General features: G+C 49.5%; 20 protein-coding genes. 6 read left to right on the top strand and 14 right to left on the bottom strand.

What is annotated here, in order from left to right; all coding sequences use genetic code 11:
* Positions 1 to 86: 86 nt before the first annotated feature.
* From FBY13_RS14005 to FBY13_RS13985, 5 genes are all read right to left on the bottom strand, one after another.
* On the bottom strand, positions 87 to 953 hold the full coding sequence (locus FBY13_RS14005) for a helix-turn-helix domain-containing protein (protein ID WP_145394469.1): 867 nt from the start codon (positions 951 to 953) through the stop codon (positions 87 to 89).
* A gap of 226 nt (positions 954 to 1,179) precedes the next feature.
* A complete protein-coding gene (locus tag FBY13_RS14000; RefSeq protein WP_074181036.1) occupies positions 1,180 to 1,347 on the bottom strand; it encodes a DUF2474 domain-containing protein in 168 nt (55 codons plus the stop codon).
* 1 nt (position 1,348) lies between these two features.
* Positions 1,349 to 2,353 carry a cytochrome d ubiquinol oxidase subunit II gene (gene cydB, locus FBY13_RS13995; RefSeq protein ID WP_063880859.1) on the bottom strand — a complete coding sequence of 335 codons (1,005 nt, stop codon included), beginning with the start codon at positions 2,351 to 2,353 and terminating at the stop codon, positions 1,349 to 1,351.
* A 1-nt stretch (position 2,354) separates the two neighbouring features.
* Positions 2,355 to 3,767 carry a cytochrome ubiquinol oxidase subunit I gene (locus tag FBY13_RS13990; RefSeq protein WP_063880860.1) on the bottom strand — a complete coding sequence of 471 codons (1,413 nt, stop codon included), beginning with the start codon at positions 3,765 to 3,767 and terminating at the stop codon, positions 2,355 to 2,357.
* 788 nt (positions 3,768 to 4,555) lie between these two features.
* Positions 4,556 to 4,939: a helix-turn-helix domain-containing protein gene (locus FBY13_RS13985; RefSeq protein WP_145394468.1), complete on the bottom strand. Its 384-nt coding sequence runs from the start codon at positions 4,937 to 4,939 to the stop codon at positions 4,556 to 4,558.
* 103 nt (positions 4,940 to 5,042) lie between these two features.
* Here FBY13_RS13985 and FBY13_RS13980 point away from each other — a divergent pair, with 103 nt between their 5' ends.
* From FBY13_RS13980 to FBY13_RS13965, 4 genes are all read left to right on the top strand, one after another.
* Positions 5,043 to 5,900, top strand: coding sequence for an SDR family oxidoreductase (locus FBY13_RS13980; protein WP_145394467.1), 858 nt, complete (start codon positions 5,043 to 5,045; stop codon positions 5,898 to 5,900).
* 218 nt (positions 5,901 to 6,118) lie between these two features.
* Complete coding sequence (locus tag FBY13_RS13975; protein WP_145394466.1) at positions 6,119 to 6,439, top strand: antibiotic biosynthesis monooxygenase; 321 nt, start codon at positions 6,119 to 6,121, stop codon at positions 6,437 to 6,439.
* Positions 6,432 to 6,824 carry an amino acid-binding protein gene (locus tag FBY13_RS13970; RefSeq protein ID WP_145394465.1) on the top strand — a complete coding sequence of 131 codons (393 nt, stop codon included), beginning with the start codon at positions 6,432 to 6,434 and terminating at the stop codon, positions 6,822 to 6,824. The genes FBY13_RS13975 and FBY13_RS13970 overlap by 8 nt, the downstream gene beginning before the upstream one ends.
* Positions 6,803 to 7,531, top strand: a complete 729-nt coding sequence (locus FBY13_RS13965) for a helix-turn-helix transcriptional regulator (RefSeq protein ID WP_145394464.1) — start codon at positions 6,803 to 6,805, stop codon at positions 7,529 to 7,531. Before FBY13_RS13970 ends, FBY13_RS13965 begins: the two co-directional genes overlap by 22 nt.
* Before the next feature lie 43 nt (positions 7,532 to 7,574).
* Here the strand turns inward: FBY13_RS13965 and FBY13_RS13960 are convergent, their stop codons facing one another.
* Positions 7,575 to 8,081: a GNAT family N-acetyltransferase gene (locus FBY13_RS13960; protein ID WP_145394463.1), complete on the bottom strand. Its 507-nt coding sequence runs from the start codon at positions 8,079 to 8,081 to the stop codon at positions 7,575 to 7,577.
* A 317-nt stretch (positions 8,082 to 8,398) separates the two neighbouring features.
* On the opposite strand from FBY13_RS13960, the gene FBY13_RS13955 reads away from it, so the two are divergent.
* A complete protein-coding gene (locus FBY13_RS13955; protein WP_096011810.1) occupies positions 8,399 to 10,057 on the top strand; it encodes an alpha,alpha-trehalase in 1,659 nt (552 codons plus the stop codon).
* Between the two features lie 79 nt (positions 10,058 to 10,136).
* Here the strand turns inward: FBY13_RS13955 and FBY13_RS13950 are convergent, their stop codons facing one another.
* From FBY13_RS13950 to FBY13_RS13915, 8 genes are all read right to left on the bottom strand, one after another.
* Positions 10,137 to 10,646 (bottom strand): ferritin-like domain-containing protein, encoded by a 510-nt coding sequence (locus FBY13_RS13950; protein ID WP_063880867.1) that lies wholly within the window; start codon positions 10,644 to 10,646, stop codon positions 10,137 to 10,139.
* Positions 10,643 to 11,140 carry a ferritin-like domain-containing protein gene (locus FBY13_RS13945; protein ID WP_096011835.1) on the bottom strand — a complete coding sequence of 166 codons (498 nt, stop codon included), beginning with the start codon at positions 11,138 to 11,140 and terminating at the stop codon, positions 10,643 to 10,645. Before FBY13_RS13945 ends, FBY13_RS13950 begins: the two co-directional genes overlap by 4 nt.
* A gap of 505 nt (positions 11,141 to 11,645) precedes the next feature.
* On the bottom strand, positions 11,646 to 11,810 hold the full coding sequence (locus FBY13_RS13940; RefSeq protein WP_006118264.1) for a general stress protein: 165 nt from the start codon (positions 11,808 to 11,810) through the stop codon (positions 11,646 to 11,648).
* A gap of 611 nt (positions 11,811 to 12,421) precedes the next feature.
* A complete protein-coding gene (locus tag FBY13_RS13935; RefSeq protein ID WP_145394462.1) occupies positions 12,422 to 13,240 on the bottom strand; it encodes an alpha/beta fold hydrolase in 819 nt (272 codons plus the stop codon).
* A gap of 146 nt (positions 13,241 to 13,386) precedes the next feature.
* On the bottom strand, positions 13,387 to 13,830 hold the full coding sequence (locus tag FBY13_RS13930; RefSeq protein ID WP_096011813.1) for a DUF943 family protein: 444 nt from the start codon (positions 13,828 to 13,830) through the stop codon (positions 13,387 to 13,389).
* Positions 13,823 to 14,647: a DUF3289 family protein gene (locus tag FBY13_RS13925; RefSeq protein WP_186440822.1), complete on the bottom strand. Its 825-nt coding sequence runs from the start codon at positions 14,645 to 14,647 to the stop codon at positions 13,823 to 13,825. The genes FBY13_RS13930 and FBY13_RS13925 overlap by 8 nt, the downstream gene beginning before the upstream one ends.
* 313 nt (positions 14,648 to 14,960) lie before the next feature.
* Positions 14,961 to 15,278 (bottom strand): hypothetical protein, encoded by a 318-nt coding sequence (locus FBY13_RS13920; protein WP_186440821.1) that lies wholly within the window; start codon positions 15,276 to 15,278, stop codon positions 14,961 to 14,963.
* A gap of 66 nt (positions 15,279 to 15,344) precedes the next feature.
* A complete protein-coding gene (locus FBY13_RS13915) occupies positions 15,345 to 16,304 on the bottom strand; it encodes a sensor domain-containing diguanylate cyclase (RefSeq protein WP_145394459.1) in 960 nt (319 codons plus the stop codon).
* A 438-nt stretch (positions 16,305 to 16,742) separates the two neighbouring features.
* Here FBY13_RS13915 and FBY13_RS13910 point away from each other — a divergent pair, with 438 nt between their 5' ends.
* Positions 16,743 to 16,988, top strand: coding sequence for a hypothetical protein (locus tag FBY13_RS13910; RefSeq protein WP_255474496.1), 246 nt, complete (start codon positions 16,743 to 16,745; stop codon positions 16,986 to 16,988).
* The last annotated feature ends 14 nt before the right edge of the window (positions 16,989 to 17,002 follow it).

The raw sequence follows: 17,002 nt of genomic DNA, 5'->3' as shown, positions 1-17,002 counted from the left end.
AGCTTCAGGGAGAATTTTACGCCTCGCCAGATTACCTGCTTATAAAATCGTGCGCTTTATCACAGTATGGCGCACGTAATGTGCATTCAGCATTGCGTTACCGGGATGGAAAATACGCCTTCAATGTTGTCAGCTGTGCACCGGGCTAAATCCAGGCACAGTAAATCCATCCCCGGACGGCAGGCAACGCCCAATTTGGGCAAATGCAGATAATAAATATCCGCGATAAAACGCGTGAGTTGTTCCGGCGTACCGCTCCACGTAAGGCTGGCATACAGGCCAGGCTCAACCGTGCGGACCGGCTTATCCTGATGGACATCAGCCGCTGGCTGCACCTCAACCCCGCGAAACAGACTGATGTGCTGCTGTTCAACAGCGCTGCTTCCGGGACCGTACTGAAACCCCAGCCAGCCGTGTGCAGTTCCCTGATGTGCAAGGACAAAATGACGAACCTGTTCGGCAACGCGCTGATGGCGATCGCTTATATAGTCGCCGTACCTGCACTCCCACTCCAGCGTCTCGCCCTGCAACTGCAACGCCTCTTCACGTACTGTCAGTAACACCTGTTTTACTGGCGCGCGCTGGGCAATGCGTCCGTGAAAATGGCGCACAGGTAAGACTCTGAGGCGTCGGAAAGCCCCCGGCGTCATCGTGAAATGGTTTTTAAAGACACGATTAAAATTTTGCTGATTTTCAAAGCCGAAACGCACCGCAACATCAATCAACGGCATGCGGGTCAGTCGCAGTGCCATGGCGGCGAGCGTGAGCCGGCGTTTTCGCGTATAGGCCGCCAGTGTTTGCCCGGTCATCTCCTTGAACAAACGCTGCATATGCCATTTTGAGTAGCCGGATTTGAGGGTGATCTGGTCGATATTAATGTCGTTGGTCAGGTTGGCCTCAATCCAGTCGACTAGATCATTAATATGCTGTTTTTTTATGGTTTGACTTAGCATTGATGTATGAACAGAAAAAGAGGGGGGAATTCGTCATAAAAGAGTAACAAAAAGCCTTACAAAATGTAATGAAGCGCGGGGGTAAACGTCAGGATGGACGGCGAAAAGCGCATTAATTGCCTGGGTTACTATTAAAAAAGCCAGCCCGAAGGCTGGCCGATAACAGAAGAACAGAGCAAACCGGGTACGATTTCCTGCCCCGGTTTCGGTACGCAGTGGGTGAAGCTTAGTGGCTGCGCATGCCAGCGGCGGTCATCATCATTCTGAACAGCGTGGCCACCACACCGAGTGCCAGCACACTTGCCCCATAGATAACCACCAGCCACAGCACGCGTTTCCACCACGGCGACCGGGTTTCATTCTGACGTTCTTTGCTGCTGACCTGGGTCTGCATATCAATGGTATCCTTCGTCTGCTTTGATTTTTCCGCGGAACACGTAATAGCTCCAGAAGGTGTAGCCCAGGATCATCGGGATAATCAGCAGGCTGCCCACCAGCATAAATGCCTGACTCTGTGGTGGAGAAGCCGCATCCCAGATCGAAACCGAGGGCGGAATAATATTCGGCCAGATACTGATTCCCAGACCTGAGAAGCCCAGGAAAATCAGCGCCAGCGTCAGCAGGAAAGGCGAATAATGCGCCTCACGCTTGATGGCGCTTCTCAGTCCCCAGGCACACAGCAGCACCAGAACGGGCACCGGCAGGAACCAGAACAGATTCGGCATGCTGAACCAGCGGTGCGCAATGTTATGGTGGGTAAAGGGTGTCCAGATGCTGATCACGCCAATAATGACCAGCAGTGCCACGAGCAGCGGCGTTGCCAGTGCGGACATTTTACGGTGCAGCTCATGCTCGGTTTTCATGATAAGCCAGGTACAGCCCAGTAATGCATAGGCCACCACCAGTCCGACGCCGCAGAACAGCGGGAACGGGGCCAGCCAGTCCATCGTGGAACCTGCAAAGCTACGGCCGGATACCGGAATACCGTCCAGCATGGCACCTACCGCAACGCCCTGGCTAAAGGTCGCCAGCAGCGAACCGGCGATAAACGACTTGTCCCAAAATGCCCGGTGATGCTCGACGGCCTTAAAACGGAACTCAAAGGCCACGCCGCGAAAAATCAACCCAATCAGCATGGCGGTGAGCGGGATAGAAAGCGCATCCGCAATAACCGCGTAGGCCAGGGGGAACGCGCCAAACAGGCCCGCACCACCCAGCACCAGCCAGGTTTCGTTACCATCCCAGACCGGCGCAACCGTATTCACCATCATGTCGCGCTCGCCTGCATCCTTATTGAAAGGAAACAGCAGGCCAATGCCCAGGTCGAAACCGTCCATCACGATATACATCAGGACAGCAAAAACGATAATCGCGAACCAGATAACAGAGTAATCAACCATCTCAACGCTCCTCATTCTGGTGAGTGGCAGCAGAGAGCGGACGTGATGGCGTTTTGATCTGGCCGGGGCCACCCGTTTCAACGATATCGCCTTCGCCCGTCACCGGACCCTGCTTAATCAACCGCATCATATAGTGATAACCCACACCGAAGACGGAGGAGTAAACCAGGATAAAGGCGAGCAGGCTGATACTCATGTGCATTTCGCCATGCGGCGATACCGCATCGATAGTGCGCTGTACGCCATAAACGACCCAAGGCTGACGGCCAATTTCTGTGGTAAACCAACCGGCTAAGATGGCAATCAGGCCCGATGGCCCCATCAGTAAGGCAAACCACAGGAACGGACGCGACTCGTACAGGCGTCCTTTAAAGCGTAACCACAAGCTGACCACCCCCAGCGTAATCATCAACAGGCCCAGCGCCACCATCACGCGGAATGACCAGAAGATGATGGTTGAGTTTGGACGATCTTCTTTCGGGAAGGATTTTAGCGCCGGTACCTGCTTATCCAGACTGTGCGTCAGAATAAGGCTGCCAAGATAAGGAATCTCCAGCGCATACTTAGTGCGTTCTTCTTCCATGTCCGGCACACCAAACAGAATGAGCGGCGTCGCTTCACCCGGCGGGTTTTCCCAGTGGCCTTCGATAGCCGCAATTTTTGCCGGCTGGTGTTCCAGGGTATTCAGCCCGTGCGCATCCCCAATCATGGCCTGAACCGGTGCCACAATCAGGGCCATCCACAGCGCCATTGAGAACATCTTACGAATGGCGGGATTGTCATTGCCTTTAAGTAAATGCCAGGCTGCAGAAGCGCCCACAAAGAAGGCACTGGCCAGAAAGGCCGCCACGGACATATGTAACAGGCGATAAGGGAATGACGGGTTAAAGACAATTTTAAACCAGTCTTCCGGCACGACAACGCCGTTCTGAATCAGGTAGCCCTGCGGCGTTTGCATCCAGCTGTTGGAGGACAGAATCCAGAACGTGGAAATTAACGTGCCGAGCGCCACCATGCAGGTCGCAAAGTAGTGTAGGCCGGGACCGACGCGGTTCCAGCCGAATAACATCACACCCAGAAAACCGGCTTCCAGGAAGAACGCCGTTAACACTTCGTAGGTCAGCAACGGGCCGGTAATACTGCCCGCAAACTGAGAAAAACCACTCCAGTTGGTGCCAAACTGATACGCCATGACCAGCCCGGAAACCACGCCCATACCGAAGTTCACCGCAAAGATTTTCGACCAAAAATGATAGAGATCGCGATAGGTTTGATTATGCGTTTTTAGCCACATTCCCTCCAGCACAGCCAGAAAACTGGCCAGGCCGATCGTGATGGCGGGAAAGATAATATGGAAGGAAACAGTAAATGCGAACTGAATCCTGGCGAGATGAAAGGCATCTAATCCAAACATTGCTTACCTCTTTGCCACATAGAACACCATATAGTTACTTATAATTAACAACTTATGTACAAAGAACGTCATTCCATTGCACAGAAAAATTCCATGGCGAATGTAAAACGCTTCGCCCTGGTAAAACAGAGACAATCAGATATGTAAAAACTATAACAGTATTTTTTGATTTAGATCATTTTTTTGTTGAAAGATCTTTTATTTGAAAAACAACAATAAAAAGTTAATTACAGCGCCGCAATGTGACATTTTTGTTATTAAATTAGAGGCTAAAAAAGTACATTCCCGTCAGGCTGTACTGGGTAAAAAAAACCTCGCAACTCGCTGTTTTTCTCTGTTATTCAGCCTTTCCCGGCTGGCTTAAATCCGGTAAAAATCTACATCCCACAATAAAATTACTTGTTTTTTATATTGTTAGCAGGATAGTGATCTTATCTTCTCTCTCTGACGGTTTTTGCCCGTTCGGGACATATTTAACCAAGAATAAATAAGCGTTTACTCGCGCCATTCAGCACAGGCCAGTTTGCTATTTATGTTAAAATTTAACGCAGTATGTAAATAAAGAACTATCTGCTAAAACCCAAAGTCATTATTTCTTCCCGATAGCTCGCTGAAATAACCGCATTAGTAAAAACGATGTTAAAAAATGCCAGCGAACAACCTCCCCTGTGGCGCTGGCCGGTTGTTCATGCCGGTCAGGTGCAGTGCAGCCTTTACTCTGCGTAATCGGCTATGGCCAGGCTGGCGCGTCACCTGACAGGCAAGCGCGCCCCGTTCAGGGTGAAAATTTATTCCCCGGTGGCGTCTTTTTCACGATGAGACAGAATGCGATCAACGTTCTCTTCTAACCAGTCGGCCAGGCCGACCACCTGCTCTCCCACTTCCAGGCCCAATGGCGTGAGGCGATACTCCACATGCGGAGGCACCACATCATAGGCAATACGCTGCACAAAACCGTCTTCTTCCATGTAGCGCAGGCTCTGTGCCAGCATGCGTTCACTCACGCCGCCCACCGTCCGCCGTAATTCGCTAAACCGTAGCGTTTTATCTTTCAGCGCCAGCAGGATTAACACGCTCCAGCGGCTGGTAATGCGCTTTAACAGGTCACGTGACGGACAGTTAACGTGCAACAGCTCACCGCGTTTAAATCTTTCACTCATCTTTTCAGACATTTAGTTATATCACTCCACGCTAACAATTCTGTAAGTACTTACTAAAAGTTAGTTTATCGCTTAGGCTGTTTTTCACCAACCGCTATGTTAAAGGAGTTACCCAATGATCGCTGTTACTGGTGCGACTGGCCAGCTGGGCCGTTTAGTCATAGAAGCATTACGCAAAAAAATTGCTGCAGACCACATTGTTGCCACCGTGCGCTCGCCCGCTAAAGCCGGTGACCTTGCCGCATTGGGCGTTGTAGTGCGTGAAGCGGATTACAACAAACCTGAGACCTTAGCGGCCGCCTTTAAAGGGGTAGATAAAGTACTGCTGATTTCGGGCAGTGAAGTGGGCCAACGTGAAGCTCAGCACCGCGCCGTGATAGACGCAGCCAAAGCCGCAGGCGTGAAATTTATTGCCTATACCAGCCTGCTGCATACTGATACTTCTCCGCTCTCACTTGGCATTGAGCATCGCGCGACCGAAGCCATGCTGGCGACCTCTGGTGTGCCTTACGCCCTGCTGCGCAACGGCTGGTACACCGAAAACTATGCCGCCAGCATCGCGCCAGCCCTGGCACATCATGTGTTCCTTGGTGCTGCGGGCGAAGGACGAATCTCTTCTGCTGCGCGCCAGGATTATGCTGAGGCAGCGGCCGAAGTGATGGTTCGTGACGATCAGGCTGGAAAAGTGTACGAGCTGGCAGGCGATGACAGTTACACCCTGGCTGAATTTGCCGCTGAAATTGCGGCACAAAGCGGAGAAAAAGTCGATTACGTGAACCTGCCACAGGCGGAGTTTGCCGCAGCGCTGAAAGCCGCAGGTTTACCGGCACCGCTGGCGGACTTACTGGCGGACTCCGACGTGGGTGTTGCTCAGGGCGGGCTGTTCGATGATTCGCGCACGCTGAGCCAGCTTATTGGTCGCCCCACCACCGCTTATCAGGACGTGATTCGCGCGACGCTGGCAAAAGGCTAAGGTCGACCCGCTAACCCCCCGCTTTACTCGCTAACGACGCCGTCGTCTACCGGAGCAGGATAACCGGCAGACGACGGCGATCTTGTCTTGATTGCGCCTGATGCCTGCATCCTTATCGCCTCTTGCCCGCGAGGCGTACACCATGATTCGGTACACGCCGAAGTAAGACATTTTGCCGTGCGTAAACTGCCTGCATGTTTACTCAATGGAGATCCAAAATGATTGCTGTTCTTTTTGAAGCAGAGGCACTGCCCGCAGCGCAACAACGCTACCTTGCGCTGGCGGCTGAGTTGACACCCGCGCTGGCCGAAATACCGGGGTTTATCAGGATCGAACGATTTCAGAGCCTGAGCACGCCCGGCAAGGTTTTATCGTTATCGTGGTGGGAGGATGAGAGTGCGGTAAGACACTGGCGGGAAAACACGCGGCATCAGTCGGCACAGGAAGAAGGTAAAAAACGCATTTTTGCCCATTACCAGATACGCGTTGTCCAGCTCATTCGGGACTATTCAGGGCCAGAGGGGCGCGATCATGTTTGATATTCACGTCGTGTTCAGTAATACACCGGGGGCGCTTTCATCATTTGGCACCCTGCTCGGTCAGCATGGCATTGGGCTGGAAGGCGGTGGCGTTTTTTCGACGTCGCACGAGAGCCACGCGCATTTTCTTGTTGAAGAGGGTCCCAAAGCACATCAGTTATTGTCTGACGCCGGTTTCGACGTCAGAGAGCTCAAAAAACCGTTGATCAGGAAGTTAGCGCAGGAACAGCCGGGAGAACTGGGTGAAATTGCGCGGGTCATTGCGGAAAATGGCATTACTATACTGGTTCAATACAGCGATCACAGTAACCGACTGATCCTGATCACCGATGATGATGAGCGGGCTGGTGACGTCACCCGAAAATGGACATTAGCGACAGCATGAAACTGATCCCTTCCCGGCATCAACAAGATCATCCGCCTTCACTGGAGACCAGCATGTCTGCGGTCGCCACCGCGATGGCGGATGCATCCAGAATGCATATTCTCTGTGCACTAATGGATGGCCGGGCATGGACCGCCACTGAGCTAAGCGTGGTTGCCGACATCGCCCCGTCCACCACCAGCGGTCATTTGCATAAGTTGCTTGATACCGGCCTGATCGTCTGTGTGGTGCAGGGCAGGCATCGCTACTACAGCCTGGCCGATCGCGAGGTTGCCGGGCTACTGGAAAACCTGATGGGCGTTTCGTTTAAGCCCGGTAACGCCGTTAAAACCACGACGCCAAACCGGCTGAGGCGAGCCCGCACCTGCTACGACCATCTGGCCGGTGAGATTGCGGTCGAGATCTATGATTTTCTGCAATCGGCAGGCTGGATAACGTCAGACGGCACAGCCTTAACGCCGTGCGGCACGGCGAACTTTGACAAGGCGGGCATCGTGCTTGCCCCTCGTTCCCGACGAAAAGCATGCTGTCCCTGTCTGGACTGGAGTGAAAGACGCTTTCATGCCGGGGGCGAAGTGGGTGCCGCTTTGTTACGCTTTCTGCTGCAAAAGCACTGGCTGATGCAGGCGCCGGGATACCGGGAGCTTGTTGTAACGGACAGCGGCAAAGCGGCACTGCAGCGTCTGTTCAGTATCAGCCCGATCTGACCGCCGCCCTGTATTGCCCGTTTGTTCAGCACAGGTTACAGGCTTAGCGCTCAGGTTCAGCATCCCGCCGCATCAGCAAGGTATCGTGAAAAACGCCGTCGACATAAAGCGCAGCAACATCCGTCGCATAGGTCTGAAACCCCGCCGAGCGGTACAGCCTGGCAGCCGCGATGTTAGTGGCGCTCACGGCGAGTTTCAGGCTGCGGCATTCACGGGCTTCCGCTATCGCAGTCGTGAGCAGCGCCTTCGCCAGCCCGCTGCCCCGCCATTCAGGACGCACATACATTCCCCAGAGCGTGGCGACGTGCCGCTGTTTCACGCCTGGATTAAAGCGCACGCCGACGATGCCAGCTGTCTGGCCCTGGTCATCGATGCCCGCCAGCATACGGTTTTCACGTAGCATTGCCGCAAAAAAAGCGTCCGGCTGCTGACGCTCGCGATCATAATCCGCGCCAAAGGCGTCGGGATGACGCCTGAGCGCCTCCAGTCTGATAGCACGGAATGCCGACACATCCTGCTCAGCGAGAGGTCGTAAGATGTAAGGTTTCACCACGGAATTGTCCTTAGCGGGGTTGTTCGCACCATTTTGCTTTATCCTGACACTTCTGTGTATTTTGACGGCTACGCAGGTCAAAAACATGCCCATTGGCGATGATCAAAATTTATTTAGTTATATCCTAAGAGATTCATCTGAAATGCATTTAACGCAAAACTGGTCATATTTGGTTGAATTGACTGTGTTTTATTCAATGCATACGATTAATCGACAATTTTTATTACGTTCATAGACAATCTGCATTGTTGTTCCTGCCTGCGAGAGGTCTATAATTTCTCTTTTGTGCAACCCCGTTCGCTCAGGAGGCCGTTATTAATACTTATCGCCAGCAACTCAATGCATTCGAAGAGAATCGTGCCGGGGCGGAAGTTGAGTATCAATACGATCCCCATGAACTGAAGCTGGACCGCATGCAGGATTCAGAACCTGAGCCAGAGCTGATCGAAGGCTTACCGGCTCCGGATGCGCTGACGCCTGCCGATCGCTATCTTGAGCTGTTTGAAGCCGTCCAGATGTCGGGCATTTTCGAGGACAGCAAAACCTTTCCCGATTGTTCGCCCAAGTATGATCCACTGGATGTTCTGATGCGCTATCGCCGTCAAAAGCGCAGCAAGGACTTTGATCTGTCGCGTTTCGTTACTGAGCATTTTTATATGCCAGGCATTAACGAAAGCTTTTACGTCTCAAATCCCGATAAAACGCTCAACGAGCATATCGACGATCTGTGGCCGGTTCTGACCAAAATGCCGCAGCAGCATATGCCGCACTCCTCGTTGCTGCCGCTGCCTAAGCCCTACGTGGTGCCCGGCGGACGCTTCGGTGAAACCTACTATTGGGATTCCTACTTCACCATGCTCGGCCTGGCTGAATCGGGCCGTGACGATTTGTTGCGCCATATGGCAGACAACTTCGCCTGGCTGATCGATAACTACGGTCATGTGCCAAACGGTAACCGTACCTATTATCTCAGCCGTTCACAGCCACCGGTGTTTGCCTTGATGGTGGAGCTGTTTGAAGAGGACGGCGTGCAGGGTTCACAGCGCTATCTGGATCAACTGATGAAAGAGTATCAGTTCTGGATGGACGGTGCGGGCTCGCTGATGCCAAACCAGGCCTACCGCCATGTGGTCCGTATGCCTGACGGCTCGTTGCTGAACCGCTACTGGGATGACCGGGATACCCCGCGCGATGAGTCCTGGATCGAAGATGTGGAAACGGCTCGTCTTTCAAAGCGCCCGGCAAGCGAGGTTTATCGGGATCTGCGCGCAGGTGCCGCGTCCGGATGGGATTATTCGTCGCGCTGGCTACGTAATCCCAAACGCCTGGCGAGCATTCGTACCACGCAGTTTATCCCCATCGACCTCAATGCGTTGTTATACAAGCTTGAGTTGATGATAGCCACGCTGTCTCATGCCAAAGGCGAAGAGCTTACCGCCCTGGCCTGGCAGAAAAAGGCTGAGGCGCGCAAGCGGGCAATTACCCGCTATTTATGGGACAGCACGGCAGGCGTGTTCCGCGATTACGACTGGCGTCGTGCACGCTTCGGAGCCTTTACCGCCGCCGCCGTGGTGCCGTTGTTTGTCGGTCTGGCTACGCCTTACCAGGCACACCTGCAGGCTATCGCCCTGCGTCACCTTCTGCTCAGTAACGGCGGCCTGCTCACCTCAATGGTGGAAAGCGGTGAACAGTGGGACAAACCGAACGGCTGGGCCCCTATGCAGTGGATGGCCGTCGTCGGCCTGAATAACTACGGGGAAGAGACGCTGGCGAATGAAATTGCCGTTAACTGGCTGAACACGGTGAATAACTTCTATCAGTTGCACCATAAACTGGTAGAAAAATACGACATCAGCGGCGATCGTGCCCGTCCGGGCGGCGGAGGTGAATATCCGTTACAAGACGGGTTTGGCTGGACAAACGGGGTAACGCGTCGTCTGATGGCGATGTATGGTCACCTGATGGCTGATTAACCGCCAGCCGTACCGAACAGACGCAAAAAAGCCGGGAATCTGTCCCGGCTTTTTTTATACCCGTCAGCGCGTAGTCACGTTATTTCTTCGCTTCTACACCTGGCTGGGCTGAGCGCTGCAGGAACTGTTGAGTCACCTCCGGCAAATGCTGGAACAGCCATTCAGCCATTGCAATTTCCTGGTCGCGAATCTCTGTCAGCACTCTGACACCTTCGCTGTCGCCGACCTGTTCCGCTGCCGCGATGAGACTGGTGTAACTGGCAATCTCTGCGTTTTCGAACACATAGCCGCTCATTGCGCCTTTCACGACTTCGTCAGGGGTAAACATACCGCCAATCGCCTGCCCCATTGCCGCCATTTTTCCCATCACGTCTTTCATAATGGAATGGTCAATATCGTGGCGTTCCAGCAGTTGCTCCAGCAGCCTGAGCTGATGTTTGGTTTCATCCAGATGCTGCGCCAGGCGCTGCTCCAACGCCGGATAATGCTCCAGACGGCCCGCCATTTTACTCAGCATACTCTCAGCCTGCTTTTCCATGGCGTGAGCATCACGAAGCCAGTCATGATAATTTTCAATCGCCGTCGTCATTTTGATGCTCCTTTAACCTTACTGATAGCCTGTGCAACGCCGGTCAGTTTTTCATCGGTCTGTTTTTCTTCCTCAAGCGTTTGAGCCAGCAGCTTTGCCGCTTTGGTGTAGCCCAGCTTCAGTGCCAGCGCATGCAGGGTGCCGTAGGTAGCAATCTCATAATGCTCAACTTTCTGCGCCGCCCCGATCAATCCCTGATCGCGTACTTCACCCTTTTCAACAGACTCAATAATCTCCTGCGCTTCTTCCACCAACCCTTCAAGCGCATGACACTTCATACGTTTAATTTTAACCTCGGGTGTGATGTCGACTAATTCATCAAGACGCTCGATTTGCCCGCGTGTCTCTTCAAGATGTTGATTGAACGCAGCGATAAGATTTTCATCACTGGCTGCGCGGGCCATTTTTGGCAGCGCCCGGGCTATCTGTTTTTCAGCACTGTAAACATCTGACAGGTCATGGATGAAAAGATCATTTAACGTTTTAACAGTCATAAAAAGCGCCTCATTATTTAAACAGCCACACCGTAATTTCAGCGCAGCAACCGTAAATCTCACTCTCATATAACCTTAGTGTAATTAGCGGAAATTGCGTTTAACTTTGCACAAACCCACAGCAAAAGTAGCATTATCGATGCAATTTTTCTTTTACTACCAGTCATTTACTTCTTTTAATTTATCTTCGGTCAAAGAATGATTTTTCATCAATAACGACAAACCTGTACAAAAAATCAATAAACCGTACAACTTAATACACGCTTTAAATAAAAACGTTCCGCCCGTTGGACTCAGATTCCATTTTTTAAATTTGTGATTTTTTTGATATCGGACGACAAGATAAAAAAATACCGGAAAGGAATTTCCTTTCCGGCAAGATTAACGCAATCTCACACCAGAGATGATTGACACAACGAATTACACTGGAAGGTTTATCTGTTTCGAAGAAACATTAAGCTTTTCAGTGCGCAAAGATAATGATTAACTCTTTGTTAATTAAGCATTAACTCCGGCGACTGACTTTACCACCTTTACGACCTGCTTCAATAGCGCGTTGCGGATCGTTCTTAAAGTTTCCACCGCTGTTTTGACCACCTTTACGTCCCGCTTCTGCTGCACGTTCTTTGTCTGCAGCAAAATTACCCGCCCCACCACGATATTGCGTCATTCTGTGTTCTCCTCAAATTTCATTATTCAAACAGCACAGTTGAAGTTACATCAGCTAAAGGGTGCCAGAAATAAATGTAGTCATAAAACGTACCTTATCAAGCATGATGTTTGAGAAAAGGCATCACATTTCTGGTCATGGTTTGTGAAGAACCTTCCTCTCATTATTTAGTGATGAAACTATTTAAAGCAGAAACTCAACTAAACCGCATCAGGTGCCCACTGTGTGACAGCGGCACCTTTCAGCCTGTATTAATCGATCGATTCATTAAAAAGTCCACTCTGTTTTTCTTTTAAAGCGAAGCGTAACAACGTGATGATTGCGCCTGACATCGTCAATCTGATCAATAAATGATCTATTTAACCAGGCGTGATAACGCAAATTCCTTTATCAAAAGATTTCATCGGATGAAAATAAGCGAAGCGGTAAATTCGTTTATTATTAAGATACTGATAAAAAGCAGATCATTTAATAATCAACCAGACATCAATTAGCAAAATGACCGGGTCAGAAAAGAGAGAAAAAGATAAAGAGGGCGTTTTAAATAAGCGAAGCGTAGGAAAATAAAAAAAACGCCCTGACGGGCGTTCTTTTCGGACTATTCTGCCCTGCTACTTTTGCAGGAACGTCAGTAAATCTTGATTAAGCTGATCCTGATGCGTCACCGCAAACCCATGCGGACCCTGGTCATAGATCTTAAGTTCCGAGCCGGTTATCAGCGCATGGGCCAGTTTACCGGTTGCTTCAAAAGGCACGATCTGGTCGTGGCTGCCGTGGATGATTAACGTTGGCACATCGACTTTCGCAAGATCCGACCGGAAATCCGTTTCAGCAAAAGCGGTCACGCAGTCCAGCGTCCCTTTCAGGGAGGCCATTAACGCAATCGTTAAGGTCTGAGTTAATACACCGTCAGAAACCTGTTGACCGGCGTTCGTGCCATAAAACGGCGCAGCAAACTCGTTAATAAACTGCGCGCGATCCTTGAGTAGCCCCTGTTTAATGCCGTCGAAAACGGCTTTTTCCACCCCTTCTGGGTGATCGTCTGTTTTGCCGAAAATCGGCGTAACCGCACCCAGCAGCACCAGGCTTTTGACTTTAGCGGTACCGTACTTACCGATATAGCGCGACACATCACCGCCGCCCATCGAGAAACCGACCAGCGTTACGTCGCTGAGTTGCAGGTGCTCAATCAGACTATGAATATCTTCAGCAAAGGTGTCGTAGTCATAGCCTTCCCAGGGTTGATCGGAACGCCCGAAGCCGCGACGGTCAAAGGCGATGACGCGATAGCCCCGTTCAGCCAGAAAGTTAAGCTGGCTATCCCACATATCTGCATCCAGCGGCCAGCCGTGGCTAAAGAGAACCGGCTGACCTTTTCCCCAGTCCTTGTAATAAAGATTAAAGCCATCTTTGCTTTTAAACAGACTCATAAGTGCCTCGCTATGGGTGAAAGTCATGACTCTTCAGGCCAGCGCGAATAACGTTACCGCGACAGCCATGGCAGAGCGGCGATACCTGACAAGTTTGGCAGAGGGAGAAAAATGTTCCAATGCGGAACAGAGGTTTTATTTTGTTGTCACTTAATGTTTTTCTTATCGTTTCCTGTTTCAATGCTTATTGTCCCGTCTTTGTTATTTTCAACTCTCATAATCATTTTTTTATCAATGCATTTATTTTCATTACTATCAAAACACATCATATCTTGTGTTTCAGAGTTAAATACTCTTATATCACCTTTAGGTTTTGATTTGAATCCATCGCCATAATCCCAAATATTCACATACCAATCTCCGTTGCTTGCAGGTTTTGGTATGTCATATTTTTTTCTCAAATATTCTTTATTTTCATTCCACCAGGCGATTTTACCGTTTTCTGTTAGCGGGAAGTTTTTAACTGCAATATTCGAAAAATTTAGCTCTTGATCTACGACGATGATTTCTGTTTTTCGTAAAACTTCCAGGTAAAAACCTACAGCAATTACGATTATGAAGATAGCTATAATATATTTCTTGTTAAGCATTTGAATTGCCTTTGATAGTCACATAAGTTTCCATATCTGTAAAGAATGGTCTAAATCCGAAATTCACAGATCTTTGTAATACAAACCAAGTCTTAAAGAAATAGAACTGGTTGAATTTCCAGTTCCTGACATCATCTTGATCTAAACCAAAATGGTCTTGAACTTTATATTTTATTTTAGCTGTGTATTCGTTTTGACTTATTGCAAGTTCTACAATTGAAATCTCAGTGCTGTATGTATCATGAACCGCTAAACCCAGTCCATTGAAGCTATCCTGAGTTCTTGTGAATTTTGGTAGTATGCTACTTTTAATATTTATCGCTATTTGTGGTATAGCCTCATTAGGGAGTGTTTTTTTATCGTGATTTATATTTTTATCAAGTATTTCTTTTATTCTTTTAAGGCTGCTATTTAAACTTTTATCAGAAATGATATTATGGTTTAGTGCAGCATTCAGGCTCGCATTTTTGAAGCTATTTCCGTTCGACATTTGCATATGATCGAACATCTGTTTAATGATTCCTTTGTAAGGACCAAAAAAAGAGAAAGGAAGCGTTAGTTTTTTTAGATCCTCAAACATCAGTTTCGCACACGTTTGTTTACTAATTTTTTTCCCAGGAGTAGGCGAGTAGAAGCGGCTTTGTGGATGGTTGAAAGGCGTTAAAAGTTCGAGAGTATACGGATTTACTACAGTCGAAACATCCCGAAGGTTCAAACGATTTTGCAGAAATGAATCAGTCAAATCCCCGAATTTCATATCATCAGAATTTGAATCGTTAAATTTTTTCTGTGTCGAATAAACAATTATTGGTTCCATGTTATTTAATCCGTTTAACCTACCAACAAGCCAATGATAAACCATTGCTCATAAAAAAGGCACCCTACAGGATGCCTCTTGCACGTCGTTATGGGTATCAGTCTTTCAGTAGTTTGTGCTCAATCTCTCTTGCCTGTGCAATGTTTGCATCTGTGAGGAAGCTTTCAAGAGTCTCACCGCCTTTAACCAGATCCTGAAGTGCCTGGGCTTAGCTTTCTTTCCGTTCCAGGTATGAAGCTTCACAGCCCCGTCTTCATAAGCAAACATACCTTTAGCCGCTGTAGGAGCGGGCTTTACAGCCTCTTTTGCCTTCTCAGTAGCAGCAAGGGATAGTGTTTGAAACGGGCTTAAAACCGCCTAAAGGCGCTTTCAGCAACTCAGGATTCTTACCCTTCTGCACAAAAAGCTTAATCTGACGATCTTTTGCCTTATCTTCATCTTCTTGAGCATGAGTAATGAGTAGAGACGCAAGACGGGTTCCGTTTAACAGCATTTGTTCCAGATCCAGTGGTAAACGACCTCTGCCTGACCACTGCATAATCTGACCATGACTTTCATACTGATACTTAGCTGCTACAGAGACGGGTTCTTTCTGTCTGTTGTTACGAGCTGGAGCATTTGCTGACAGCAACTGAGCAACCTTATTGTCTTCGCTTACCTTAATGCCAGGCCCAGCAACATTTGCGAACAGAGGACGCTACAGATAACCCTTGTGTGACAGCGCTACGCCGCATTTGCCATTTTTCTTGATGCTGTACATAGCCGCATCCGCGCGTGCCAGTGCGCTGTCAAAGTTCTCCGGGTATTCAACCTGAACCACGCCGATGGATGCGCCAATTGAGGCGCTGCCGTTGGCCACTTCAAAAGGCTCTAAGGCTGCCTCCAGGCAAGCGTCGGTGAGCTTCTTTGTGAGCGGATGAGACAACGCAAAAGGAATCAGTAAAACAAATTCGTCGCCCCCCAGACGGCCAATGATGACATTCGCCGGACAGGCCGCGATAAAACGCTGGCTGAGTTGAATCAGGACATCGTCACCACTGCGATGACCTAAGGTGTCGTTAACATGTTTGAAGTTATCTAAATCAATAAAGGCAATACAAAAGGCTACGTCCGTTTTCATCTCGCGGAAATGGTTGATTAACGCATGGCGATTGGTTAACTGCGTGAGCGGATCGTGCATAGCCAGCGTGGCCAGTTGTTCTTCGTACTGTTTCTCTTTGGTCATATCAATGTGGGTGCCCGTCACTTTAGTGGGCCTTCCTTGCTCATCCCATTCGCTGACACGACCGCGATCCAGTACCCAGGTAATTTTGCCCGTTTTGCCAATCATGCGATGCAACGCCTCATAGAAAGGCGCTTTCCCATCAATATGATCGTAGAAAGCCTTTAACACATCGCTGGCGTCGTCCGGATGCAGGTAGGATTTCCATACATCGAAATGCGCACCGACCTCTTTAGGCTGAAAGCCCAGCATCGATCCCCAGCGTCGGTTAAAGATAACCAGCTTGCCGCTGGGAATATCCAACTGCCACAGACACAACCCCGTGCCGTCCAGTGCGGCGCTTAATTTATTACGGGCATCGTGCGCAATACGCTTTAACCGTGCGTTATGTTTTTTTAAATTCGCGATTTGCTGCCGCAGGGCTTCTTCAGACATAGGGATAACTGGAAAGGGAAATGTCTATTTTGCCAGTGCTATACATTGTGTAAAGCAGCATGTTGAAAAGACGATGAGACGCGGACAAAACCGGCGTCGACAGGATTTCTCACCCTTAACGGCGTCAGAAACAGCACACGACAAAATCTTAAGGGATAACGTCAGGGCGTTTACATTGTCCTGGCGAGCCTCAGGTCGATAACAGAGGTATCGCGAGAAGTGTTGGTCAGATGTCAGCCTGTACGTTTTCATCTATAGAAAGCTTTGCTTTTTTAAAGAACAGGCGGCCTGTAACAACAGCATTCTGATAACCACTTGATATGTAATCATAAATAAAATCATCAAATGTAACGCTGACATGTTTATGCAAACTCATAATCACACTTAAATATCTTCCGGGTGTTAAGTAAAGACGTCAGCACGACATCAAGGAGATAAATGATGAACCCGTTAATCACGCTTTCTTTTCACGGTACTCAGTGTAAAAATCAGTCACAACAAGATTCCCATCTCACCGACGCGCTTTTTTTAGGCGATATGTTTTTCGCTCATAATAATGACAACGAACATCATGTAAAAAATTATGGATTACATGGCGCTGCGCCCGGCCATTTCTGTGTAAGAAATGCTGTGCTGGATAATCATTTCCACACTAGCCAAAAAGAGGCAGCGATATATATCTGACCACCACCGCTCAT

The organism is Pantoea sp. SJZ147 (assembly GCF_007828605.1).
Taxonomy (GTDB): Bacteria; Pseudomonadota; Gammaproteobacteria; order Enterobacterales; family Enterobacteriaceae; genus Pantoea; species Pantoea allii.
The sequence above is the reverse complement of the archived record's forward strand: the minus strand, read 5'-3'. Positions and strand labels throughout refer to the sequence as shown.

Excerpts from the sequence above, each read along its gene's own strand:
- FBY13_RS14005 (WP_145394469.1), bottom strand. The coding sequence starts at position 953 with ATGCTAAGTCAAACCATAAAAAAACAGCATATTAATGATCTAGTCGAC.
- FBY13_RS14000 (WP_074181036.1), bottom strand. The coding sequence starts at position 1,347 with ATGCAGACCCAGGTCAGCAGCAAAGAACGTCAGAATGAAACCCGGTCG.
- cydB (WP_063880859.1), bottom strand. The coding sequence starts at position 2,353 with ATGGTTGATTACTCTGTTATCTGGTTCGCGATTATCGTTTTTGCTGTC.
- FBY13_RS13990 (WP_063880860.1), bottom strand. The coding sequence starts at position 3,767 with ATGTTTGGATTAGATGCCTTTCATCTCGCCAGGATTCAGTTCGCATTT.
- FBY13_RS13985 (WP_145394468.1), bottom strand. The coding sequence starts at position 4,939 with ATGTCTGAAAAGATGAGTGAAAGATTTAAACGCGGTGAGCTGTTGCAC.
- FBY13_RS13980 (WP_145394467.1), top strand. The coding sequence starts at position 5,043 with ATGATCGCTGTTACTGGTGCGACTGGCCAGCTGGGCCGTTTAGTCATA.
- FBY13_RS13975 (WP_145394466.1), top strand. The coding sequence starts at position 6,119 with ATGATTGCTGTTCTTTTTGAAGCAGAGGCACTGCCCGCAGCGCAACAA.
- FBY13_RS13970 (WP_145394465.1), top strand. The coding sequence starts at position 6,432 with ATGTTTGATATTCACGTCGTGTTCAGTAATACACCGGGGGCGCTTTCA.
- FBY13_RS13965 (WP_145394464.1), top strand. The coding sequence starts at position 6,803 with ATGGACATTAGCGACAGCATGAAACTGATCCCTTCCCGGCATCAACAA.
- FBY13_RS13950 (WP_063880867.1), bottom strand. The coding sequence starts at position 10,646 with ATGACGACGGCGATTGAAAATTATCATGACTGGCTTCGTGATGCTCAC.
- FBY13_RS13945 (WP_096011835.1), bottom strand. The coding sequence starts at position 11,140 with ATGACTGTTAAAACGTTAAATGATCTTTTCATCCATGACCTGTCAGAT.
- FBY13_RS13940 (WP_006118264.1), bottom strand. The coding sequence starts at position 11,810 with ATGACGCAATATCGTGGTGGGGCGGGTAATTTTGCTGCAGACAAAGAA.
- FBY13_RS13935 (WP_145394462.1), bottom strand. The coding sequence starts at position 13,240 with ATGAGTCTGTTTAAAAGCAAAGATGGCTTTAATCTTTATTACAAGGAC.
- FBY13_RS13930 (WP_096011813.1), bottom strand. The coding sequence starts at position 13,830 with ATGCTTAACAAGAAATATATTATAGCTATCTTCATAATCGTAATTGCT.
- FBY13_RS13925 (WP_186440822.1), bottom strand. The coding sequence starts at position 14,647 with ATGGAACCAATAATTGTTTATTCGACACAGAAAAAATTTAACGATTCA.
- FBY13_RS13915 (WP_145394459.1), bottom strand. The coding sequence starts at position 16,304 with ATGTCTGAAGAAGCCCTGCGGCAGCAAATCGCGAATTTAAAAAAACAT.
- FBY13_RS13910 (WP_255474496.1), top strand. The coding sequence starts at position 16,743 with ATGATGAACCCGTTAATCACGCTTTCTTTTCACGGTACTCAGTGTAAA.